This is a genomic window from Micromonospora pallida, from assembly GCF_900090325.1.
GTDB lineage: Bacteria > Actinomycetota > Actinomycetes > Mycobacteriales > Micromonosporaceae > Micromonospora > Micromonospora pallida.
On sequence record NZ_FMHW01000002.1, the window covers coordinates 1,046,250 to 1,070,442 of the forward strand.

Consider the following 24,193-nt stretch of genomic DNA (forward strand, 5'->3'; position numbering starts at 1 on the left):
CGGTGGGGCGTTTGTAGCTGGTTAGTGGTTCTTCCGGACCGCCTGCCACGCCGCTTGCCACGCTGCGCCGAGCAGCGCGTATATCCGGTACAGCATGTATAACGCCCACATGGTGGCCAGAGGCACACCACAGATCAGGAGGACCGCGTCGCCCAGGTAGTGGGTGCTCTCCAGCATCCAGCTTCCGGTCAGCAGGACGGAGCCCACGACGACGGCCCAGGGCAGGATGCGGCCGGCTTTGGTCAGCGACATCCACAGGCGGGCGTTTTCGGCGCCGTCTGGCTCCGTCGAGTCGCCGACCTGGGACTGCAGGGCGAGGCTGTCGATGTCCCGGGCAGCGGCCCGATCGCTCTCATGTGGCGACTCGCGCAGCACTGCCGACAGGGCGCGCAGGTCGTCGTGGTTGCGAAGCCGTCCAGTCCGCGGATCGCCGAGTAGCGCCACGACGTGCGGGACCCCGAGCAGCCACGCCCTGCCGTAGCCGCGTTTCGCCCCCGGTGGCAGCACCACGATTGTGCCGCCGTGCATGTCGTCGCGGAGGGTGCGGTCGCCGACCACCCGAACGAGTTCCGTGCCGGCGATCGCCACCTCCCTGTCGACGAGGTCGGTGGCATCGCTGAACAGCGTGACGAACTGGGCGTACGCGGCGACGACCGCGAGCAGGCCCAGTACCGCAACCGCGGCACCGAGCAGCTCGCTCAGCCCGGCCGTGAAGCCGGTGAGCAGCAGCGCGGGGACGACGGCGAACAGGTACCAGCCGACGAACAGCGGGAAGCGCCGCCGGTTCAGCCAGCGCTGCGTCCGCACGCCCTCCGCGCCAGGCGGGAAGGCGGGAATCAGCCGTTGCCGAGCGTCCTCGCTCGGCAGCATCACGTGGAGGCGGTGGACCCGAACCTCGAGGCGGTCACCGGCCAGACCCGCCAGGTCGCGGACGAACTGCCTCTCCTCGATTTTCGGCTCGTCCAGGTCGAACAGCCGTACCGCCGGTCGCCCGTCCACGGTGGCCCGCAGGTCACTCGGAACGTCCAGGCTGACGCCCGGGTCTGGTACCAGGTAGAGCGCGGGAACCATCCGGCGGACACCCCGCTCCCGGTTCTCGATCACCACCGCCGAGATCTCGGCCCATCGCAGGTCACGTCGGTACCGGCCGATCCGCACCCTCCAGCCGTCCCGGTCGACATCAACCTGAAACCGCTGCAACGCGTACGAAAGAAAGTTGGCCGCCATGAACAGGGCGATCAGCGAGATCAAGCCGGCGCAGAGCCGCCCGGACACCGAGGCGCGGACAGTGAACTGCAGGATCACCAGATGACCGAAGAATCCCGCCATCGGCACCCCGAAAACCGCCGCGATCACGCGGGAGCTGACTGGACGGCGCAGATTCACCCCTGCATCATCAACGAACCGGGCAACTCAACCACGGCCTCGTCCCCGCTTCACTCTCATGCCGCCGATGGTGCGCGCTGTGGCCTCCGCACGCCGGTCACGCCTCATCGGTCAGCCCGGGCGCCTCGACCGAAGCCTGGCCGGGCCACGGTCGCAGGTCAACGAAACAAGTAGCCGATGAGCGCGCACTCTCGCGGATACTCGCTCGACGCCAGGTGTAATCCGCTGTCACGATGATGATCTATGGCGAACGATGGGCCAACACCACCAGCGCTGGCGACGTGGGCGGACGTCGACCCCGCGCGAAACCCGTTCGACCCGACCGAGGTGCCAGCTCTGGTGCGGACGATGGTGCCCGCGCCGCCACCCGCGCCGGTATGGCGCGAGAGCCGGTGGATCGGGGAATCGGAAGCCTGGGCATGGGTCGAGGCCGTCAGCATGGCACTGTCCGACCGATACGGATCGTGGGCTTACCGCTGGTACTGGGGGCCTGGCGAGGGCGAGCGGCTGGGCTGGGTCACCGACCGCATTCCCACAGCGACCGAGGCGCCGGCCTTTGTCGCCGAATCGCTCCTGGTCTGGCGGCGGTGGTTGGAAAGCCTGGCCGAGCGGTTCGACCGGTTCCTGCCGTTGCTCGATCCGGCACAAGCGGGGCCGGGCGACCTCGTGGCCACCTGGGAGGCCGCCGTCGCCCACCTGATGAGGACCGTCGTTGCCCCCGTCGTGGACAACGACGGCTGGCAGGGTTGGTGCCGCCTGGTCCTCCAGTGGTTTCTCTCTGCCGCCGACGTACCGGCGGAACACGCGGAGGCACTGGTCAACGGCGCAGTCGGCAAACGCTTCGACCACTGGGTGCCGCTGACCGCTGCCGACATCGACGACATCGCCGAACGGCTCACCCGAGACGTGCTCAGCCTTACCCGGATCGTGTCGGCAGCCCCGAACGACAACTGGCCAGACACCTGGCCACAGGACTGGCCGTCATGGCGGGCGACAAATACGGCAGGCCGCGGGTTGACGTGACCGGATGGCGCCCGTGTCATTGATCGCGCGGACCAGCGCCGCCGCGCCGGGCGCGATCATCCTCGGTCCGCGTCGCGTCATCAGGTGAGGGATCGATCCCGCTCGGCTGAGCCGCAGCCGCCGGGCCGTCAGGTGGTCAGGAATACTCGCTTGATGGCAGATGAGACGACGGTGCTGTCCGACGAGCAGGTCGGTACGTTCGCTCGGCGGTTCCGGTCGGCGCGGCCCGGTGACTGGTCGGGCGTCGCGATGCGCGAACTGGTCCGTACGTGGGGCTGGCAACCGGACGACGAGGGTACGACCGTGCGAACACGGTTGCCCACCGGCGACGCTCGGTTGCACCCGGCCGGCGCAGAACACGCCCACCTGAGCGTCCCGCTGGCTCGTGGTGACGCGGCCGTGACCGCGCAACTTGAACGCTTCCGACGGGCGGCCGCCGCGGTGTCGGCGGTGCTGGGCCCGGCGACGGTCCGTGGGACGTACGGCGTGTTCGGACCGCCGCATTCTGCCCGCCCGTCGTGGGGAAGTCCGTATCTGCGGTGGCGGCGTCCGTACCCGGGTGACACGGTCGAGCTCTCGGCCGGCCCGAACGGCCCGGAACTGGTGCTGCACCCGACCGGCCCGGTCGAGGCCTGGTTCCTTCGTGGATGGCCGGGCGACGGCGTCATGTGTGAGCTGGCCTGGACCGAGCAAGCGTACGCCGACGGGGAGGCGGCGCACGGTCATTCGTTCGGCGGCCACGAGGTTCCAGGCGTGACGCCGCACGAGGACTGGCCGGCGTTTGAACGCGCGCTGGGTGGCTGGCTCACCACCGTGTCGGCCGAGCAGGAGGCGCTGGGCCTCTCCCTCGCGCCGGTCATCGGCGGTCCCGGGTTTGGCTTCGACGTGCTCCCCGGTCGCGACCGGCTGGTGATCGGCGGGTTCATCGACAGCGCGGTCGACGCACCGGCCCTGGGTTGGCTGTCGCCGGATGCAGTGTCCGACGATCCCTACGGCATGGGCGGACCCGAGTGGCGGCTGCTCGGCGGGCCTGCGGACGCGGTCGACGGCGACGGCCTGGCTCGCGTCCTCGTGGACACGGCACGCGCGTGTGGCCTGCACGGTCCGCGTGACCTCGCCATTTTCGACGGCAAGAGCGCCCGGCTACCCGACAAGACGAACTACTGGCAAACGTTCTTCGTCCTCGGTCTGGACCACGGGCGCTGACTATCGCTTCCCGGATGCTGTAGCTCGCGGTAGACGGTGCTCTTGTCCTCGCTGCGGGCGTCGTGCAGGGGGCGGATGTCGTCGCACGCCGATGATCTTGTTAGCGGCGGTGATCTCCGGCGCCGAGTCCTGGCCGGGCAGCGGTCGTAGGTACTTGCGCCTGAGCAGCGAAAAGCGAGACCATCACGCATGCTCGACCCCTCGCCGGAGGACGACCGGACCTCACCGACGGTTTCTACGCCGGGTTTCGTGGGTCGTGATCGGGAGATGGGGGCGCTCAGGGGTGCCTTGGCCCGGCCACCGGCGATCGTGCTGGTGGAGGGCGAGGCGGGGATCGGGAAGAGCCGACTGCTACGAGAGTGGTTGGCCGCGCCGTACCAGCGCACTGCCCTGGTCTCCGTGTGCCCACCGCTTCGAGAGTCGCTGACGTTGGGGCCGATCGTCGACGCGTTCCGTGGGATCGACCGGCCGGTGTCGCGATTGCGGCTCACCGATCTTGCGGGTGCGTTACGGCCCCTGTTCCCTGAATGGTCCTCGGACCTGCCGCCCGCGTTGGAGCCCTTGGACGATGCGAAGGCGGCACGGCATCGCCTGTTCCGTGCCCTGGACGAGCTGATCCGGGCTCTGCGTGTCGACGTCCTCGTGCTCGAGGACGCTCACTGGGCCGACGAGGTGACCCTGGAGTTCCTGCTGTTCCTCACCTCCCGACAGCAGTCGGACGGGCCAAGCCTCGTGGTCTCCTATCGGCCGGAGGAAGTGCACGCCGGATCGCTGTTGCTGCGGCTGACGTCCCGGCTGCCTGCTGGCGTGACCCAGCTGAGGATCGCCCTGGCGCCGTTGCGACCCGACGACACGGCAGCGCTGGTGTCCTCGATGCTGGACGGCAACCCGATCTCGCAGGAGTTCACGACGTTCATGCACGAGCGGACCGGTGGCGTTCCGCTGGCGCTGGAGGAGTCGGTTCGCCTCATGTGCGACCGTGCCGACCTCGTCTTCCGTGACGGGCAGTGGGTCCGGCTGAAGCTGAGCGAGCTACAGGTGCCGCCAACGGTGCGCGACTCCACCCGGGAGCGGGTGGGCCGTCTGTCGCCGACGGCGCAGCAGGTGTTGCGAGCTGCGGCGACGTTGGCTGAGCGGTCATCGGTGGCCACGATCGCGGTGACCGCCGGTCTGTCACCAGATGCGTGTCGAGGCGCTGTCGCGGAGGCGGCCGATGCCGGCGTCCTGGACGGAGACGACCACGGCCAGTGGCGATTCCGGCATGTGCTGGCCGCCACGGCTGTCTACGAAGCGATCCCGTTGACCGATCGCAGACACTTCCACCTGCGGGCCGGCCGGGCGTTGGAGGACATCCATCCGCCGCCTGTCGCACGCCTTGCCCGCCACTTCCGTGAGGCGGGCGAGACGGAATCCTGGGCGCGGTACGCCGAGCAGGGCGCCGAGCTGGCCATGGCTTCGGGTGACCACACCAAGGCGGTCGTCCTGCTGGCCGACCTGTTGTCGTGGTCCGAGCTGCCGCCGTCGGATCGGGCACGAGTCGCGCGCATCGCCGGAGTGGCCGCACTGGGCCGTCGTGAACCGGTCGACGAGGTCTACCACCGCGTGATCCGTACCTTGCGCTCGGTGCTGGAGACCCCCGGTCTCTCCGCACGCCAGCAGGCCGAGATCCGCAACCCCCTGGGTCGGCTCCTGATCACCGGGGGTGAGGCGCAGGCCGCACTCAGCGAGCTCGAGCAGGCGGTGGCCAACCTCGACCACGACCCGGTCGAGGCGGCTCGGGCGATGACCTATCTCGGCTGGGCCTATGCGGGACCATGGCCGGCGTCAACTCATCGGCGTTGGCTGGATCGCGCCGCTGAGCTCACCGCCGAATTCGATTCTCCCGCAGAGTGGCTGAACCTGGCCGGCAACCGTGCCGCTGCGTTGCTCATGCTCGGCGATGAGGAGGCCTGGGACGTCGTCGCCGACCTGCCTGTCGACGGTGAGACCTCGGCGGAGCGTCTCGATGTGGCCCGCATCCACGCAAATGTCGGGACCGGCGCACTGATCTGGGGTCGGTACGCCGAGGCGGAGGGACACCTCGTCGTGGCCATGCGCCTTGCCGAGGCCGAGCAGGCGTACCGGTTGCAGTACAACGTCCGACTCGAACAGGCCAACCTGGCGTGGCTCACCGGTCGGTGGGAGGGTCTCGCGGAGCGAAGCGCGGCACTCGCCGATGCCGACCGAGACCGGCCGGCGCTCTACCTCGGCAGCATTCGGCTCGCCGCCCGGCTGGCAGCCGCGGCCGGACGTCGGCGCGCTGCGGAGGAGCAGTTCCGGCTGGTCCTCGAGGAGTCCGCCCGTCTCGGCGCAGCCGACGACACGATGGAGGCCGCCGCTGCGCTGGCCAGACTGTGGCTGACGGACGGAAACAGCGGCCGGGCGCTGCAGATCACGAACGAGCCGATGGACACAGTCCGGAGAAAAGGCATCTGGGTCTGGGCGACGGACCTCGTCCCGGCCCGGATCGAGGCGCACCTCGCCGCGGGTGACCTCAAGGCCGCGACACGTCTGGGCGACCAGTTCGCCAGAGGACTGCGTGGCCGTACGGCGCCTGCGCCTCGCGCGGCGCTCACCGTATGCCGTGCCCTGTTGGCCGCCGCAGCCGGAGACCACGCCCGCGCGGCGGCGGCCTACGACCGGGCGGCGCGCGCCTGGAGCGCGTTGCCGCGCCCCTACGACGCCATGCTCGCCCGCGAGCGTCAAGCCGAGGCGCTGATGGCGCAAGGCCAGGTCGAACAGGGCCGAGAGTTGCTGGCCGCACAGTACGAGCATCTGTTCAGGCTCGGGGCCCGCGGAGATGCGGACCGTGTCGCGCAGCGGCTTCGCGAACACGGCGCCGAGGTTCCGCGATTGTGGCGCGGCGGTCGACGGGGGTACGGCGACCGGCTCTCACCTCGTGAGCTCGACGTGGTCCGACTGGTTGTCGCCGGCAAGACGAACCGGGAGATCAGCCGGGTTCTGGCCAAGTCGCCGGCCACGGTGGATCAACAGTTGCGTGCGGCGATGCGCAAGTTGAAGGTGACCTCCCGGACCGCGCTCGCGGTCAAGGCAGTAGAGGCCGGGGTGTTCGCAGAAGAGGATTCCCTCGACTACCCGTCGTGAAAATTGACGTATCCGCTGGATAGCGACGGTCGTTCGGCCCCCGAGCATGACTCCATGATCCATGGCCCTGGGGCAGTTCATGCCTGAGCGACCTGTCGCGCGTGACGACTCCGACATCGAGCACCAGCCACCACTCGAGCTGTCGCGCGAGCCGCACGTCAGCGTCCGCGACGCCCGTGCCGACCGCGATGCCCGCGACGGCGACGACCACAAGAGCCACGACCCCTACCAACCCCTGTAGGCCGGAGGACCTCCGTATGAGACCCAAAGCCCTCGTCGCTGCGCTGGCCGTAGCGGTCGGCCTGAGCATGATTCCACCATCACCAGCGTCGGCTGCTGCGCCGGAACCTGGTGAGGCCGTCAGCAAGATCGCGTCGGACCTGAAGGACCGCTTCCGTGCGGAGCCGGTCTCCGACTTCTGGATCAGGTTCGACACCAAGGCCGACCTCGCACCGGCGAAGAAGATCGCCGACTGGACCGCTCGCGGTCAGTTCGTCTACGACGCGCTGACCGCAGCGGCGAAGGACTCCCTGGCATCCGTCTCCACCGAACTCGACGGGGCAGGCGTCAAATACACCTCCTACCCGATCGCCAACGCTGTGCTCGTCAAGGGCGGCACCGAGAACCTCGCCCTCGACGTGGCCTCGGTGGTGCAGGTCGCCGAGATCCACGCGACGCCGCAGGTCGCGCTGGTCGAGCCCGTGGACGAGAAGAGCCCGGCTGACCAGGCCGTACGCCCCGCCGCCCCGGCGACCGCCGCCGAGACGGGCACCGTCTCGTGGGGTCTGGACGCCATTCACGCTCCCGAGGCCTGGGCCAGGGGCGCCACGGGCGCGGGCATCACCGTGTCCAACATCGACTCTGGCGTCCAGTTCGACCATCCGGCGCTGGTGAACTCCTATCGCGGCAACAAGGGCGACGGCACGTTCGACCACGACTACAACTGGATGGCCACCCGGGGCACGTGCGTGGGCGTGCCGTGCGACGACGACGGGCACGGCACCCACACCATGGGCACCATGGTCGGCGACGACGGCACCAACCACGTCGGCGTCGCCCCGGAAGCGCAGTGGATCGCGACGGACGGGTGCTGCGCGGACAGCGGCCCCGAGTCGCTGCTCGAGTCCGGCTGGTGGCTGCTCGCCCCGACCGACGTCCACGGGAACAACCCGGACGTCTCCAAGCGCCCCCACGTCATCAACAACTCGTGGGGCCAGGGCGCGGAGCACAACTTCAACGACTTCTTCCGGGCCATCGACGAGGCCTGGAACGCGGCGGGCATCTTCAGCGTCTGGTCGGCGGGCAACACCACGCCGTATGCGGCCTGCGACACCGTCTCCTCGCCAGGCTCCGCCGAGAGTGCCTACTCCGTCGGCGCCTACGCGTCGAACGGCACGCTCGGGTCGTTCTCCCGCAAGGGCGAGGGTGAGGGCGGCCGGATCAAGCCCGAGATCTCCGCCCCCGGCGTGACCGTCCGGTCGTCCTACCCGAACAACAGCTACACCGAGATGTCCGGTACGTCGATGGCGGCTCCCCACGTCGCCGGCGCCGTGGCGGCGTTGTGGAGTTACGACCCGACCCTGGTCGGGCAGGTCGAGCAGACCCGCCGCCTGCTCGCCGAGTCGGCCGTCGACGTCGACGACACCGAGTGCGGCGGCACCGCCGCCTTCAACAACAAGTACGGCGAGGGCCGGCTCGACCTCGTCCGCCTGCTCGACCTCGCGCCGCGCCAGGGCGGCACCCTGACCGGTGTCGTGACTGCCAACGGTGCCCCGGTCCCCGCCGCCGAGGTGACGATCAGCGGTCCGTTCAGCCGGTCGATCGGGACGGACAAGGACGGCCGGTTCTCGATGAACCTCCCGGTCGGCGACTACCAGATCAGCACCAGGGTCTTCGGCTACCTGACCGCGACCGCGAGCGCCACGATCACCCAGGGCCAGAACACCTCGCTCACGGTTCCCCTCACCGCCGCGGCGCGCCACGACATCAGCGGCAGGGTCGTCGACGACAAGAAGCAGCCCGTCCCGAACGCCGACGTCTCCGTCAGGGACACGCCGCTGGCCGCGGTACGCACGGATGCCAACGGCGCGTTCAGGATCGCCGCTGTCCCCGAGGGCGGATACGCGCTGAACATCAAGCCCAACGCCTGCTTCTCGCCCACCACCGTCCCGCTGACCGTCGGCGCGCAGAACGAGTCGCCGGAGATCCCGGTTGCGCTCGTCGTCGACGAGGGCGGTTACACCTGCTCCGTCTCCGAAGGCGAGTACCTGCGCGGCACGGACCCGGTCGCGTTCCCGAGTGGCGTCTGGGCCACGGTGAAGCTGCCGTTCCCGGTCGCGCTCTACAACGGGAGCCACGACACCCTCGGCATCAGCCTGCGCGGCGTGATCTCCCCGGACACCACCACCGGGCCCGGCTTCGGCGGGGCTGGCGTCTTCCCGTTCTACGTCCAGACCCCCGTCCAGACCACGGGCGGTGGCGTCTACACGGCGGCGACCAAGGTCAACGGCGAGGACGCCTTCGTCGTCGAGTTCCGCGACGTCCGGGTCTGGGCCTACCCGATCCGGTCGGAGTACACGCAGCCGGTCAGCTTCTCGGCCACCTTCACCCGCTCCGGCACCGTGATCTTCGGGTACGGCGACGGCATCGGTACCGACGACCCGGTGACCGCCGGCGCCCGCGCCATCACCGGAATACAGGGCTGGGCCGGCGTCGACGGCATCCGGTTCTCCGAATACGCCCCGGTGCTGCGCGACGGGATGATCGTCACCTACGACCTGCCTGACTTCGGGTACCTCGACGCGACCGTCGTCGACCAGAACGACGGGCTGCCGGTGGCCGGGGCCAAGGTCTCTTTCACGAACAAGTCTGGGCTCGTCGAGGCCGTCACGACCAGCGGGACGGGCATCGTGCATCGCCAGCTTCCGATCGGCGACTACACGATGACGGTCGACGCGCCGAACTACACGACCGCGGCATACCCCTTCTCCCTCGACAAGCTCTACGCGAAGGCCAAGATCGACGCGCGTCTGACCACGGGTGTCGCCGGCCTGAAGGCCGACGGCCTCGACGCGGTGCTGGGCACCGACCAGAAGGGCGTCGGCACTCTGACGCTGACCAACACCGGCTCGGCACCGCTGACGTACGACCTGGGCGAGGCGGGGCGCCACCCGGAGCTGGACGCGACCGGGCCCACCGAGCGCACCGGGACGGGAGCCGACAGCACCATCGACCTCACCGCCTGGAACACGACGTCGACGGGCATGAAGCCGTCGGCCATCGACGGCACGAGCACCAAGGTCGATGCCGCTGCAGCGCGAGCCGCCGACAAGATCGGCACGACCTCCGGCGGCGACGTCATCACCCGGATCGCCATCCCGGGCAAGATCGAGGAGAAGGAGCCCGCTGGCGTCGGATACGACGGCGACGTCTGGGTCCACGACTACACCGCCAGGACCAACACCGCCTACACGGTGACCGGCAAGCCGACCGGCAAGGTCTTCGACGCCGCGTGGAACCCCGCCTACCGCGCGTTCGACCTGGAGCTCGACACTCGGACCGGCGACATGTGCCAGATCGAGGACAGCCCGCGCTCGGTGATCCACTGTTTCGACCGGGAGACCGGTAAGGAGACGAGGGTCATCAAGGGCACGTGGTCCACGGTGCAGCTGACCGGGCTCGCCTACAACCCGACGCTCGACGTCTTCTACGTGGGCGGCCGCCAGAACGGCTCCATCGGGACCGTCGCCGGCACCTCGTGGGAGAACCCGGGTGAATTCCTCTCCTACTGCGCCGCGCCCAAGCCCGAGGTGATGGGGCTGGCCTACAACCCCGCGTCGAACACCCTCTGGTACAGCGACCTCGCCGCCAGCGGACCGACCCGGCTGATCCAGGTCAACCCCAGCACCTGTCAGCTCGTCAACGCCTGGTGGTTCCCGGGCATGAAGTCGCGCCAGGGCGGCGGCCTTGCGACCGACGTGACCGGCGCGCTCTGGGCCGTGGACCAGATCGCCGACGACGTCGTGCTCGTCGACGTCGAGGACGACCTGCTCACCGACCTGCCGTGGCTGTCGCTGTCCTCGACCGGCGGCACCCTTGCGCCGGGGGAGTCGACGACCGTGAAGGTCTCGGTCTCCTCGAAGGACGCCAAGCCAGGAGTCCTCGGCGCGAACATCGTGGTGCGGTCCGACTCCGGACGCCAGTCCAAGACCTACGTCCCGGTGACGCTCACGACCACGAAGTACCAGGTCGGCGTCAACGTCGGCGGTCCTTCGTTCACCGACGGCTCCGGCTACACCTGGTCCGCCGACCAGGCTGCCGGCGACGGGGCGTGGGGCTACGAGGGGAAGACCAGGGTCACCTCCACGCAGGCCGGGATCGACGGCACCACGGACGACAAGCTGTTCCAGTCGCAGCGCACCACGCCGGCCAAGGACCTGACCTACACGTTCCCCGACGCGCCCAAGGGCACCTACACGATCGATCTCGGGTTCGCCGAGATCGAGAAGGTGGCCAAGGGGAAGCGGGTGTTCGACGTCCTCGTGGACGGCTCGCTGACGGAGTACGCGTACGACGCGGCCGCAGCCGGGGGGCCGAACGCCGCCGACTGGCGCACTGCCGTCGTGAAGCACGAGGGTGGTCCGCTGACCGTGGAGCTGCGGGGTTCGAGGGGCCTGCGCGCCCCGAGCATCGCCGCGCTGCGCGTGACGCTCGACCCGCGCGCAGAGCAGGTCGAGCAGGAGCCCATGCCCGAGCAGCCGGAGCCGGGCGAGGTACCGGTGGCTCCCGCCGGTCGCTCGTACTCGTCGAAGGTGACCAGCGGGCTCTACCGCCAGGGCACCGAGCACTCCGGCTGGATCGGCGACGACCTCTGCGGCGTGCTGTGGTTCGACTCCAGCTTCCGCTTCCCGTTCTACGACACGTCCTGGGACGGCGTGTGCGTGGTGACCAACGGCTCGTTGATCTTCGACCGCGCCAGCACGCTGGGGACCAACACGGCACTGCCGTCGCGGAGCCCGATCGACGCGATCCGCCCGCTCTGGGACGACCTCATCGTCGACGCCCAGGGAGGCATCTACCTGGGCACGACCGAGGTGGACGGGCTGAAGGCGCAGGTCATCGAGTGGCGCAACGTCACCTTCTACAGTGATCAGACGGCCCGCGTGAGCTTCTCCGTCACCCTGATCGCGGACGGACGGATCCAGATCGGGTACGGCGACGGGATCGGTGGCGAGAAGCCCGTGACCCGCGGGTCGTCGGCCACGGTCGGCGTGGAGAGCCTCAAGGGCAACCCCGCGAGCCAGCACTCCTTCAACCAGCCTGTCCTCACGGCCGGCCTGGGGCTGGAGTACATCCTCCCGGCCGCGGGCACGATCGAGGGCACGGTCACCGACGCGAACGACAGCAAGCCGATCGCGGGTGCGATCGTCACGCTGAAGTCGCCGACTGGCGACCGGGTCATCACGGCCGACGCCGCGGGCCGCTGGAAGGCGCAGGCGCTGGTCGGCGAGAACACCGTGGAGGTCTGGGCGCCGAACTACGTCACGGCCAGCCGCCCGGTCACCATCGCCAAGAAGGACCAGGCCGAGGTGGTCGACTCTGCGCTCACCACGGGCATCGCGACCATCACCGGAGCCGCCTTCGACTGGTTCCTCGGCTCCGACCAGACGGCGAGTGCCGACGTGACCGTGACCAACACCGGCTCCGCGCCACTACGGGTCCAGCTCAGCGAGCAACGCCGCACCGACGGCGGGCACGAGGCTGCCGACCTTCCGTGGCTGACGCTGACGGGCAAGGCCGCGACCGGCACGGTCGAGCTCGCGGTCGGTGAGTCCACCACGGTCACGGCGACCGTCGACAACACCGGGCTCAAACCCGGCGTACTCGTCGGTGACGTGCTCGTGGCGTCGAACGCCGCCAAGGGCGAGGCCCAGTACACGCCGGTCCGTCTGGCGACCTCGGCCTACTGGAAGGGCGTCGACGTGGGCGGGTCCGGTCACGTCGGTGCCGATGGCTTCGTCTGGTCGCCCGACCAGGCGCTGGGCTCGGGAGCATGGGGCTACGTCGGAGGCGTCGTGCGCGCCACCGAGGCGGACATCGCCGGCACCGAGGATGACGCGTTGTTCCGCGCCCAGCGGACCGGGAAGACATTCGCCTACGTGTTCAAGAACGCGCCCGCCGGCACGTACCGGATCGGCCTCGACTTCGCAGAGATCGAGAAGGTCAAGGCCGGCATGCGTACCTTCGATGTTCTGGTCGACGGCAAGGCCGTGCTCCACGACCACGACGTGCAGGCGAGGGCCGGTGCGCTGACCGCGGACGTGAACACGGTCACCGTCGAGCACGCCGGTGGCGATCTGAAGATCGAGTTCCGCAGCGAGATCGGCGAGCGCGACCCGATCCTCACTGCCCTGAAGGTCCAGGAGGACCCGCGCCTATGAGATAGCCGGACCGGTCCGTCAGCAGTGGTCAGAGCATCCTCGGGGAAGGATTGCCGTGGAGGCTCTGACCGCGGGATCTCGCGTGATCGTCTGCCGCGCGCTGGTCTTTCGTCTTCAGACAGAACGATCCTCACGTCCCTGGGACGCGCCCACCATCGTTTCCTTGGGAGTTGTTAGCCGACGGCCGAGGGTGATCGACTGAGGCAGAATGTTCGGCCCGGTGAGCACGGCCTCCTGGCCACCGTCCTGGGAGAGCGCGACCCGCCATTCCATCCGGGCAAGCAGGTCCGCATCGAGCTGATCGGGTTGGCCGGAGACCACGCACAGTCCCCACTGCTCGGCGCCGGTACCTTTGGGCCACGGAATACGACACGTCCCAGCTTGCCCCACGTCTATGACGAACCAGTGTGGTGTGCCGGTCGCCGCGCGGTGTGCGAGCAGCTGCTGCCACATTGCCTGCGAATATGCTTCGCGGGCGGTAGTGCCGAGACCGGACAGATCGAGGAGGACGCTGCGGTCGATGCCGTGGAGGCGCGGCAACTCCGCCGGGTCGGGAAGCTGGGCGCCGCCCAGTACGGTGAGCCCGGGCAGCGTGTCCAGGGGAACCTGCCGTCCTTCGGGGGCGAGCATCAGGACGCTGTAGCGTTGCGCGACCAGTTGTTCGACGACCAGACGGGTGAGGTAGGACCTGGCGGACCCGCCGGCTCCGGTGATGAGCAGGTTGGTCTGGGCCGCGGGGAGCCGGACGGGCCGGTCGGCGGCGTCCGTACCGAGCACGACGTGTCGACGGTCGCTGTGCAGCCGTTGTCGGCCGCTGAGAACGTCACTGGCAAGCAGTTCGGCCACACCGGCGCCGTTCGGGGTGGTCAGCACCAGGTCGGCGCAGCGGCGGAGCGAATCGACCGCGTTGGCCACGGCCACCCCGAGTTCGGCGGCGGCGAACATGGCGTGGTCGTTCTCGGCGTCTCCGAACGCCATGCTGTTGTGCGGGGAGATGTCGAGTTCGGCGAGCGCGGCACACAGACCGGTGCCCTTGCTGATGCCGGCCGGCAACAGCATCAGCTCGTCACGATTGCGCACCACCTGAACGTCCAAGCCGAGGAACCCGACGGCCTCCACCACCGCGTCGTAGGCATCCGCGCCTGCGCCCAGCAGCACCTCCCCGCGGCCGACAGCGACGCCGGCGGAGGACAGTCGCTCCAGCAGCGCGGGTTCGACCGGGTCCACGAGATGCCGGACCGCGTCGTCAGTGCGCAACACGCAGCCGTTCTCCGCCACGACCAGATCGAAACGGTTGGCCAAGCCCGGAAAGTCCGCCTCCAGGTGAGCGAGGTTGCGCCCGGTGACCAGCAGCATCCGTACGCCGTCGTCCCGCAACGCCGCGATGCGGTCGAGCACGGCCGCCGACGGCGAACCGCCGGTGGTCAGCGTGCCGTCGAGGTCGAAGGCGACCGCACGATACCAGCGCACCTTGGTCGCTCTCCTCATTGGTCCGACGGCCCCGCAATCCCGACAGAACCTACCACTGGCAGGGTGCGTTCGCGGCCACGTCGGCAGCAGGCTCCACAAGGGAACCGGCCGTACTCCGCGAACTGCGGGGTGCCGCTTTGCCGTCGCCGGACTCAGCAGCTAACGTCTGTTGTCCGGTGAGTCCATCGATGCCTGGTCGGGACCGAGGGCGATCCGACACCGCGCGGATGCGACCGGTTGACGACCGAGGGCGAGCCCTGCCAGAGCGCGCGATCAGGCGAGAACGGCGTCGACGGGGAGTCATCACCATGACTGTCGCAACGGACGAGCTGAGCGTTGCCGTCGAATCCGCCGCCGTGCCGGACGGTACCGTCGGGAATTTTCCCGTCCTGCTCGACGGGGAGCTGGACCGTCGGCTCGGGGACCCGAACGACCCGACGCGCGTGTTCTCGCACGTCCGGTGCCTGGAGCTGGACGAGCGGGAAGAATTCCCGGGCGAGATCTGCGCCGCGCTCGACGCGGTCGGGCTGACTCGGTTCTATGTCCCGTCCGCACATGGCGGCTCGTTGCGCAGCTATGAAGAGCTTGCGGCGCTGTTGCGCGTGGTGGCGCGTCGAGACCTGACGGTGGCGATCGCACATGGCAAGACCTTCCTCGGTACCGCGCCCTCGTGGGTGGCCGCGACGCCGGAGCAGGCCACTCGGCTGGCGAACGACGTGCTGTCCGGGGTACGCGTCGCGCTGGCTCTGACCGAACCCGACCATGGCAGCGATCTGCTTGCCACGGAGGTCCGTGCGGTGCCCGACGCCGGTGGCTATCGGCTCACGGGGACGAAGTGGCTGATCAACAACGCGACACGCGGGCACCAGGCATGTGTGTTGGCCCGCACCGATCCGGCCGGTGGCCCGCGCGGGATGAGCCTGTTGCTGGTCGACAAGCGGACCCTGCCGCAGGGCAGCTACCGGTGCCTGCCGAAGGAACCGACCCACGGAATCCGAGCGGCTGATATCAGTGGCCTCGACTTCCGGGATGCGTTCGTGCCCGCCGACGCGCTGCTCGGCCGCCCGGGTGGCGGTCTGGAGATCATCCTCAAGGCCCTGCAGTTGACCCGCACCGGATGCACCGCTCTGTCGCTCGGCGCAGCCGACCAGGCGCTCGAGCTCGCGACCCGGTTCGCGGTCGACCGCGAGCTTTACGGCGGACGGCTCGTCGAGCTGCCGAACATCCGTCATACGCTGGGACGGGCATACGCCCAGCTGTTCATCGCCGAGGCGGTCAGTGTCGTGGCCAACCGGAGCATCCACGTGCTGCCCGGCGAGATGAGCGTGGTGTCCGCGGTGGCGAAGTCACTCGTCCCGACGCTGGTGGACGAAGTCATCGACGAGCTCGGGGAACTGCTGGGGGCACGCTCCTTCCTGCGAGGGGTGTACGCCGGCGGGCGGTATCAGAAGGTGGAGCGGGATCACCGCATCGTGGCGATCTTCGACGGCAGCACGGTGGTGAACCGGAACGCGCTGATCAATCAGTTCGACCGGCTGGCTCGTGCCTACCGTCGCGGCCACAGCGACCGCGCCGGGCTGGCCACGGCGCTGCGGCTCGGCAGCCCGGTCCCACCGTTGGAACCCCGCCGACTCGGCGTGATCTCGCGTACCGGTTGCAGCCTGCTGCAGTCACTGCCGGATGCGGTGCGGCACGTCCGCGCGCTGGTGGCGGAGCACGAGATACCGGCGCGCCTGGCAGCCGCGGTGGACGAGCTCTCCGTCCAGGTCGATGAGCTGCACATGCACCTCGCGCAGGTGGTCCCGCACCACGGCGGTCACGGGCCGGAAGCGTTCGACCTTGCCCGACGCTACGAGCTGTGCTTGGCCGGTGCCGCCTGTGTATCGCTCTGGTTGGCCAACCACCGGCGAGTTCCGATCGGCTCGGCGTGCGTGCCGTGGGCCGGTGGCGAGTGGTTGGCGACCTGTCTGGAGTTTCTCCTCGGACGATTGGACCCGGCGCGGCCACCGCACCAGGACATGTTCCTGACGTTGTTCGAGGCCGTCGCCCGGTCTGCCGCCCGTGGACCGGTCTCCATCCTGCCGCGCTATCTCACGAAGGAGTCCGATGGCCGGTGACGTGAGGTCGGCGCAGCGGGTAGCGGCGCTGGAGCAGCAGCTGGGCGATCCCTGGGACACGGCGAACCCGACCGGCTTCGCGGCCATCCTCGCCGCGGACGAACGGGAGGAGGTGTTCCAGGCCGGTGAGCAGGCGCTCGACCGCTGCGGCACGGCTGCGGAGCTGGTACCGGTCGCATCGGGCGGCCGCCTTGCCGGGATGGACCAGCTGATCCGCGTCACGCGCCCGGTGTGCCGCCGGGATCTGGCGTTGTGGCTCGGGTACGGGGGAGGGCCGTTCATCGCGACGCAGAACGTCTGGGCGGCCGGGGACACCGACCAGCGTCGGACGGTTGCGGACCTCGTACTCGGCGGCGGGCGCATCGCCGCGGCCTACCACGAGCTGGACCACGGCAGCGACTTCCTGCGCGCTGACCTGCACGCCCGGCAGGTCGACTCAGGGCTGGTGCTGACCGGCCGCAAGGAGATCATCACGAATGCCGCGCGCGCCCGGTACATGGTCGTGTTCGCGCGTACCGGCGCGATGCTCAGCCCGTGGAGCCACTCCCAGCTCCTGGTCGACATGGCCGCCGTGCCGCCGGACCGGGTACGCCACCTGGACCGGTTCCCGGCCGCCGGCATGCGGGGCGTCCAGCTCGGCGGCGTCGAATTTCTGGACTGCCCGGTCCCCTCCGGTAGCTTGCTGGGCGCGATGGGTCGCGGTGTGTCCACTGCCCTGCGCTCGTTCCAGGTCACCCGGGTGATGTTGCCCGCCATGGCTACGGCGAGTCTGGATACGGGCCTGCGGGTCGCGCAGCGCTTGGGTGTACGACGACGCCTCGACGGTCGACTTGTCGCCGACCTGCCGGCCTGGCGGCAGTCACTCGTCGACGCGTTCGTCGACCTGCTCATCTGCGATGCCTTCACCACCGTGGCCGCCCGCGGGCTGCACCTGCTGCCTGGCGAGGCCAGCCTGCATTCGGCGGCGGTGAAATACCTGGTCCCCGGCTATCTGGTCGGTGCGATGCGCCGCCTGTCCGTCCTGCTCGGCGCCTCGTTCTACCTGCGCACCGGCCCGTACGCCATCTTTCAGAAACACCTGCGGGACCTGCCGCCGGCGCTGTTCGGTCACGCCCCGCGGGCGGCGTGCCTGGCGGCGCTGCTGCCGAAGTTGCCGACGCTGGCCCGTCGTGCCTGGCCGTCGGGTGAACCCGCCCCGGGCACCCTCTACGAGCTGGGGACGGACGTGCCCGAGCTGCCGTACCACCAACTGAGCGTCTCCGGCAACGGTCGCGACAGCTTGAGCGCTTCGTTGGCCGCGGTGTGTGCGGCGCTCGCCGGCGCCGGTGGGGAGCACCAGGAGGTGGCTGCGCTGGCCGCTGCCTTCCTTGCCGAGCTGCGTGACCTCACCCCGCTCTGCGCTGGCCTGGCGGCCGAGGACCTCACCCCGAACGCGCGTCCGGCCGCCTTTGACCTGGCGGCCCGGTACGCCACCGTGCTGGCGGCCTCGGCCTGTCTCAACGTCTGGTGGGCCGCCGGGGGCGCCGGTTTTGCGGGCGACGTGCACTGGATCGCCGCCGCGCTCCGCCGGCTCCGCCGAGGCGTGGCGCAGCCGGCCGAGCCCGCCAGCGAACCGTCGCGGTACACGTCCGACCCGCTGTGGCGTGAGCTGACGTCGAGGTTCGACGGGGGGCAGTCGTTCGACCTCGCGGCCGGACCGGTGGCTGGTTGACGCCGGCGGGTCCGGCGTCCCTGCCCACGACCGTCACCGTCGTACCCCGGCGCTCGGCCGCAGCAGGGACAGTTCCTCGAGATGCGTGCGTACGTCGGGGGTCAGCAGGCCGAGCTTCTGGATGATGGAGACGATCTTGGCAAATAGCGCCCGCCGAAAGTCCACCATGGTGGGGTCGCTGCGCGCGTACCGGATTCCTGCCGCGACGTCGAGATCCATCCGCTCCCAGATCTCCTCCAACTGGAACCGGCGGGACATCAGCAGCGACGCCTCTTTGAGGAAGTCGGTGCGCTCAGCCCGCTCGGCCGAGGTCAACTCGTCATAGCTGCCCTGCAACGCCAGGACGCCGAAGGCGACGTGGCGCGCCTCGTCGCGGGCGACCAGTTCGGTGATCTGTTGAATGACCGGATCGAACGCGGATGCCTGGCCGAACCGGAACACGGCCAGTGCCAGGCCCTCGACGATGACCTGCATCCCGAGGTAGACGATGTCCCAGCGGTTGTCGGCGACGACCTGAAAGAGCAACGACCGCAGGGCTGGATTGATCGGGTACGAGCGGCCGAGCCGCTGCAGATACATCGAGAACGCTTCGACGTGCCGAGCCTCGTCGGCGACCTGGCTGGCCGCGTAGAGCTTGTCGTCGATGTTCGGAACGATCTGCACCAGCCGCGATGTCGCCAGTAACGCACCCTGTTCCCCGTGCAGGAACTGACTGGTCATCCAGCAGTGGTATTCCCAGCGGTAGTCGTTCCACAGCTCCGGGGGAACCGGGCAGTCAGGGGACCTCAGTTGTGCCGCGCTGGCCGCCGTCTCGGGCAGTGGCGCCCCGTACCGAAGCTCGGCTGACCAGTCGATGTCGGTGAGCGCGTTCCACTGCGCCGCCTTGCCCTTCTCGTACAGCGCTCGGAGCTTGTCCGCCTTGGCTTCGTAGTCCCAGGTGAATCGGGTCGTCGTCGTCGACTCGAACACCAACGACCCGGAGCGGTCCTCCACATGCGTCCCTTCGCCCGTGCGGCTGCGTCAGTACTGGTCGATCACGCTCGCCACGTCGTCTGGCCCGGGGATGGTGCCGAGACCGGCGGACACCTTGTCGAGCAGGAAGTCGCGCAATTCCGCTGGCGTGCCCATGGGTGGCGCCTCGGCGAGGACCGACGGGTCCAACTCGAACAGGTCTTCCAGGATCGAGGCCAGCTCCACCATGCGTAGGGAGTTGTAGTGCAACTCGCCCGCCAGGCTCTGATGTTCGCCGGCCACGTCGACAGGTTCGGGAGCGACCCGCCCGACGAGCCGCCGGACGATGTCGTCCGTCCGAGCCAGGTCGCTGGTGTCTTCGGTGGTTGCTCGTGACGTGCTGTCCATGTTCGGTCAGTGCCTCCGTTCGGGCTGCGCGGACCCTGCGAGCCGTCGCATCGTCATCAACAGATTCCTTCCGTGGATACTCCGGCCTTCAGGCCGGAGAGGAAACGGAACTTCTGCGAAGCAGGACAGGGCCATCCGATCCGCTGCCTGGGCGAATCGGCGTCTGCCCGCGTGTCACTCCGAGCGTCACCGCTCGGCTTACTAGCATGTGGACGGTGACCAGGGCGGTGAAGCGGGCGTACAAATACCGCTTCTACCCCACCCCGGAGCAGGCCGACCTCCTGAACCGGACCTTCGGGTGCGTGCGGAAGGTCTACAACCTGGCTCTGCATGCGCGGATCGAGGCGTGGCAGCAGCGGCAGGAACGGGTTACCTACAACGTCACCAGCGGGATGCTCACCGTCTGGAAAAAGTCTGAGGAGTTGGCGTTCCTCAACGAGGTGTCGTCGGTGCCGTTGCAGCAGACGCTGCGGCACCTGCAGGCCGGGTTCGTCGCGTTCTGGGACAAGCGGGCCCGGTACCCGCGTTTCAAGTCCAAGCGTCGGTCGCGGGCGTCGGCGGAGTTCACTTCCAGGGCGTTTCGCTACCGTGACGGTACGCTCACTTTGGCGAAGCTCGCCGAGCCATTGGACATCGTCTGGTCCAGGCCGCTGCCCGACGGTGCGACCCCGTCCACAGTGACGGTGTCCCGCGACGCCGCCGGGCGGTGGTTCGTGTCCCTGCTCTGCGAGGACACCATCACCCCCGAACCCGCCACCAGGACAGCGGTTGGTATCGATGCCGGTCTGGACTCGTTGCTGACCCTGTCGACCGGGGAGAAGATCACCAACCCCAGACACGAACGCACCGACCGCGAACGCCTCGCCCGTGCCCAACGGGAACTGGCGCGCAAGGAGAAGGACTCGGCTAACCAGGCCAAAGCCCGACTCCAGGTCGCCCGGATCCATGCCCGCATCGTCGACCGCCGCCGGGACCACCTGCACAAGCTGACCACTCGACTCGTGCGTGAGAACCAAACGCTCGTGATCGAGGACCTGTCCGTCCGCAACATGGTCAAGAACCACTCGCTCGCCAGGGCCATCTCCGATGCGGCCTGGCGACAGTTCCGCGAACTGCTCACGTACAAGTGCGCCTGGTACGGCCGGGACCTGGTCGTGATCGACCGCTGGTACCCGTCCTCCAAGACCTGCTCCGTCTGCGGAGCCGTCGCGGAAACCATGCCGTTGGGCGTGCGGTCGTGGACGTGCCGGTGCGGCACGATCCACGACCGGGACGTGAACGCGGCGCGTAACATTCTGGCCGCCGGGCTGGCGGTGACGGCCTGTGGAGCCGGTGTAAGACCTCAACGGGACACCTCCCGAACGGGGCAGTCGGCAGTGAAGCAGGAAACCCTTGGGGCGACCCAGGGAATCCCCCGCCTCTAGGCGGGGAAGGATGTCAAGACAACATCTCCTCCGTCACGGGGTCCGAGTCCCACTTCATGCTGCCCCCCATCTCTCCCCGGATCAGCCGGAGCCACATTTCCTGCCGTTTCAGTTTGCCGCTGGTGGTGCGGATGATCGTCCCTGGCGGCACGGCGTAGACCTGCACTCGCAGGCCGTCGGTGCCCTCGACGACGGCCTGTCCGATCGCCGGTGCGGCGTCGCCGATACCGCCTTCGACGAGGACGGCCGCCGTGTTGCGTCCCTCCAGCACTCCCAGCAGCGCGACGGTGCGTTGCGGACTGTTCGCGACGTTCCGCGCGCACCGCTCGGCGTCCTCCGCGAACAGCCAGGCGCCGAACTGCTTGACCGACTCGCCGAGACGGCCGACGACATAAAGCTGACCATCGCGGACGAAGCCCGCGTCTCCGGTCCGCAGCGTACCGGCGAAATCCTCCGCGCCGTCTTCGCCGATGTACCCGTCAGCCAGCGAGACGCCACCTATCTCGATCTCTCCGAACATGTCGTCGCCCACGGTGTGGCCATCGTCGTCGACCACCCGAACCGACATGCCGGACAACGGCGTGCCGCAGCCGACCAGACGCAGCCGGCGGCTGTCCGGCATGGCGCTGGCGACCCGTTCGCCGATGACCAGGGAGGCCGGGTCGACATCCAGAACCGGGTAGGCGCCGTGCATCGACGTCCCGGTCACTGCCAACGTCGCCTCGGCGAGGCCGTACGACGGGAGAAGTACCTCTCGTCGTAGACCGCACGGCTCGAGAAGCCGCAGGAAGGCCTCGAGCACACTGTCCTCGATGCGCTCGGCGCCCACGATGACGAACCGCAGGTTGCTCAGGTCAAGGCCGGCGACGTCCGCCGGCCGCACCCGCCGCACCACATGAGCGAGACCGAACGGTGGTGTCACGGCTCCGGTCGGGACGCCTTCGCCCAGCCGACGCAGCCAACGCGACGGCGACCGGACAAACTGATCGGGGCGCATCAGCCAGACGTCCGCGGTGCGGTTCATCGGTGCCAGCAGCTGCCCGACCAGTCCCATGTCGTGGTGCAGCGGCATCCAGCTCACATGCCTGTCTCGGGGAGTGAGCTGCATCCACTGGCTCAGAGTGGACAGCTGCCCCTGCAGCGCTTCGAAGGAGATCCGTATCCCCTTGGGCGCGCTGGTCGAACCCGAGCTGAACTGGATGAGCCCGACCTCGGGCGGCGTAACGGTGCCCGCCGCCACCGGCTCGTCGGCGATCTCCGTGACGACCGCGCAGCCCTGAGCATGGGCCAGCGACGCCAGCTGCGCGGCGACGTCGGCGCTCGTGGACAACACCCGTGCGCCGACCAGGCGGATGATGCGTTCAAGGTGTGCCGTGTAGGCCGCCCGGTCGCGGAACGCGCGCGGCGGGGCGACCGCCGTCGGCGTGGCTCCGAGCACCAGGGTGGCGAAGAAGTCGGCGACGAACTCGACGGACGCCCACCGGACCAGGACCACAACGTCACCGCGTTCTACGCCAGCCTGGCGTAGGCGGCGAGCCGCTGCCCAGGTCAGCTCGGCGAGCCGCGGATACGGCGTGAAATCCCACTCGTCGATCGTGGCGCTCGCGATGTGAATTCCCCGGTCGTCCGGCGGGTCCGTCAACCAGGCGAACAGCGACACGACCTCGATCCTCCCCGCGCTCATCCGGACCGCCATCGATCGACAGGTGCGTCGCCGGGCGGATTGGTCATCTCAGGCTGATATTGAAGTCCTGATGGCAGTCGATGGCAAGTGTGGACGGATCGAGCCTTGCGGTCATGGAGCGCGTCGCGAACGATACGTGCGGTCGGACTGCACTGTGGAGACTCGGGGACGTCCTGGTTGTGCGGCGATCGAGCGGATCACTATGCTCGCGGGAAACCGAGCCGAAGGAGCTTCGCATCGTGTCGCGATCCGGTGACGCCGGCCCGATCCCCAGCGCCGACGCTGCGGTCGCCGACGACCGGTCCATGCACGGCACCACGGTTGACGAAATCAATAGGCTGCTCGCTCTGCTTGGCCGGATACCGGATGACGTTCGTCAATTCACGCACACCGCCGAGGACGCCCGGCAACGCTACGGGTTTACGGGCGATCTGCTCGAGACGATGATCGGCGCGGGCCTGCCGCACCGACGCGACACGCACGGCGCCGCCCGCTACGACCTGACCGACCTCAAGAACATGGCGACGCACCTTACGGTCGGCGCCGGTCCACGGGCGGCGCTGCGGTACTGGGCGGCCGCGTACAACCGTGCCACGAGCCAGGTCAACTACGAGGTGCGCTACCGGGTGAAGTGCCCTACGCCAGGCCACTCCGGCCGGTGCCGCTACCGGGCACTGATGCCGGGTGGGCAGGTGGTCGAGCGCGAGGCCGCACCGGACGATGCGCAGCCCTTGCCCGTCGTCCGGTTCACCCTGGGTAACGACTGGCCTGACCTGCCCGCATCCGTGCGGGACGTCCTGGCCGAGGTGGAAGGCCTGACGTTCATGAATCTTCCGGAGATCCTGCGTTGGGATCTGGATTTCATGCGTCGTACCGGGCTGGCCGATTGTGCCGGTGCGGCAAAGCTGCTGGTCACGGAAGGTCGACGGCGTGGGCTCGCCGTCCGCTCGTCGTACGGCCTGCTCGCGACGGCACCGTACTCGACCACCCATCACTGGAGCGAGTTCGCGGTGGAGGACAGGTGGGTGCCGGTCGACCCGCTATTGATCAACTTGATGATCCGGATCGGCGTGCTGGACGCTGGACGCTGGACTCCGGCGCGCTCACCTGGATCGGTTCTCAGCCGGGTGGTGGACCACCAGGGACCGCCGATCGTCAGCCATGACGGCGTCCCGATCGACGTCACCTTCCCCACCAGGGTGAAGGTGTAGCTGCGCCGGGGCCGGTGC

Annotated in this window: 13 protein-coding genes; 8 read left to right on the forward strand and 5 right to left on the reverse strand. The window is 69.1% G+C overall.

Going from position 1 to position 24,193, the window contains the following annotated elements:
* Positions 1-21: 21 nt before the first annotated feature.
* Positions 22-1,386: a hypothetical protein gene (locus tag GA0074692_RS04720; protein WP_176738292.1), complete on the reverse strand. Its 1,365-nt coding sequence runs from the start codon at positions 1,384-1,386 to the stop codon at positions 22-24.
* 243 nt (positions 1,387-1,629) lie between these two features.
* Here GA0074692_RS04720 and GA0074692_RS04725 point away from each other — a divergent pair, with 243 nt between their 5' ends.
* From GA0074692_RS04725 to GA0074692_RS04745, 4 genes are all read left to right on the forward strand, one after another.
* Positions 1,630-2,409, forward strand: a complete 780-nt coding sequence (locus GA0074692_RS04725) for a hypothetical protein (RefSeq protein ID WP_091639715.1) — start codon at positions 1,630-1,632, stop codon at positions 2,407-2,409.
* Between the two features lie 153 nt (positions 2,410-2,562).
* Positions 2,563-3,615, forward strand: a complete 1,053-nt coding sequence (locus GA0074692_RS04730; RefSeq protein WP_141725160.1) for a hypothetical protein — start codon at positions 2,563-2,565, stop codon at positions 3,613-3,615.
* A 189-nt stretch (positions 3,616-3,804) separates the two neighbouring features.
* Complete coding sequence (locus GA0074692_RS04735) at positions 3,805-6,759, forward strand: ATP-binding protein (protein WP_091639720.1); 2,955 nt, start codon at positions 3,805-3,807, stop codon at positions 6,757-6,759.
* Between the two features lie 176 nt (positions 6,760-6,935).
* Positions 6,936-13,199, forward strand: a complete 6,264-nt coding sequence (locus GA0074692_RS04745) for a S8 family serine peptidase (protein WP_245730161.1) — start codon at positions 6,936-6,938, stop codon at positions 13,197-13,199.
* Positions 13,200-13,313: 114 nt separating this feature from the next.
* Here GA0074692_RS04745 and GA0074692_RS04750 read toward each other — a convergent pair whose 3' ends face one another.
* Positions 13,314-14,687 carry an HAD family hydrolase gene (locus GA0074692_RS04750; protein WP_091639729.1) on the reverse strand — a complete coding sequence of 458 codons (1,374 nt, stop codon included), beginning with the start codon at positions 14,685-14,687 and terminating at the stop codon, positions 13,314-13,316.
* A 290-nt stretch (positions 14,688-14,977) separates the two neighbouring features.
* On the opposite strand from GA0074692_RS04750, the gene GA0074692_RS04755 reads away from it, so the two are divergent.
* Together GA0074692_RS04755 and GA0074692_RS04760 are read left to right on the forward strand one after the other, a co-directional pair.
* The gene (locus GA0074692_RS04755) at positions 14,978-16,786 is read left to right on the forward strand and encodes an acyl-CoA dehydrogenase family protein (RefSeq protein WP_176738294.1); all 1,809 of its coding nucleotides are present in this window, start codon (positions 14,978-14,980) and stop codon (positions 16,784-16,786) included.
* On the forward strand, positions 16,776-18,497 hold the full coding sequence (locus GA0074692_RS04760; RefSeq protein ID WP_091639733.1) for an acyl-CoA dehydrogenase family protein: 1,722 nt from the start codon (positions 16,776-16,778) through the stop codon (positions 18,495-18,497). The genes GA0074692_RS04755 and GA0074692_RS04760 overlap by 11 nt, the downstream gene beginning before the upstream one ends.
* A gap of 33 nt (positions 18,498-18,530) precedes the next feature.
* Here the strand turns inward: GA0074692_RS04760 and GA0074692_RS04765 are convergent, their stop codons facing one another.
* Complete coding sequence (locus GA0074692_RS04765) at positions 18,531-19,490, reverse strand: ferritin-like domain-containing protein (RefSeq protein ID WP_245730163.1); 960 nt, start codon at positions 19,488-19,490, stop codon at positions 18,531-18,533.
* A gap of 27 nt (positions 19,491-19,517) precedes the next feature.
* On the reverse strand, positions 19,518-19,751 hold the full coding sequence (locus GA0074692_RS04770; protein WP_141725161.1) for a hypothetical protein: 234 nt from the start codon (positions 19,749-19,751) through the stop codon (positions 19,518-19,520).
* A 320-nt stretch (positions 19,752-20,071) separates the two neighbouring features.
* Between GA0074692_RS04770 and GA0074692_RS04775 the strand changes: the two genes are divergently transcribed.
* Positions 20,072-21,280, forward strand: a complete 1,209-nt coding sequence (locus GA0074692_RS04775) for an RNA-guided endonuclease InsQ/TnpB family protein (protein ID WP_091639738.1) — start codon at positions 20,072-20,074, stop codon at positions 21,278-21,280.
* 13 nt (positions 21,281-21,293) lie between these two features.
* Here the strand turns inward: GA0074692_RS04775 and GA0074692_RS04780 are convergent, their stop codons facing one another.
* Positions 21,294-22,940 (reverse strand): AMP-binding protein, encoded by a 1,647-nt coding sequence (locus tag GA0074692_RS04780; protein WP_176738296.1) that lies wholly within the window; start codon positions 22,938-22,940, stop codon positions 21,294-21,296.
* 263 nt (positions 22,941-23,203) lie between these two features.
* On the opposite strand from GA0074692_RS04780, the gene GA0074692_RS04785 reads away from it, so the two are divergent.
* Positions 23,204-24,175 carry a transglutaminase-like domain-containing protein gene (locus GA0074692_RS04785; RefSeq protein ID WP_176738297.1) on the forward strand — a complete coding sequence of 324 codons (972 nt, stop codon included), beginning with the start codon at positions 23,204-23,206 and terminating at the stop codon, positions 24,173-24,175.
* The last annotated feature ends 18 nt before the right edge of the window (positions 24,176-24,193 follow it).

What these genes read in the sequence shown, in the direction of transcription:
- GA0074692_RS04725 (WP_091639715.1), top strand. Translation starts at nt 1,630, where the DNA reads ATGGCGAACGATGGGCCAACACCACCAGCGCTGGCGACGTGGGCGGAC.
- GA0074692_RS04730 (WP_141725160.1), top strand. Translation starts at nt 2,563, where the DNA reads ATGGCAGATGAGACGACGGTGCTGTCCGACGAGCAGGTCGGTACGTTC.
- GA0074692_RS04735 (WP_091639720.1), top strand. Translation starts at nt 3,805, where the DNA reads ATGCTCGACCCCTCGCCGGAGGACGACCGGACCTCACCGACGGTTTCT.
- GA0074692_RS04750 (WP_091639729.1), bottom strand. Translation starts at nt 14,687, where the DNA reads ATGAGGAGAGCGACCAAGGTGCGCTGGTATCGTGCGGTCGCCTTCGAC.
- GA0074692_RS04755 (WP_176738294.1), top strand. Translation starts at nt 14,978, where the DNA reads ATGACTGTCGCAACGGACGAGCTGAGCGTTGCCGTCGAATCCGCCGCC.
- GA0074692_RS04760 (WP_091639733.1), top strand. Translation starts at nt 16,776, where the DNA reads ATGGCCGGTGACGTGAGGTCGGCGCAGCGGGTAGCGGCGCTGGAGCAG.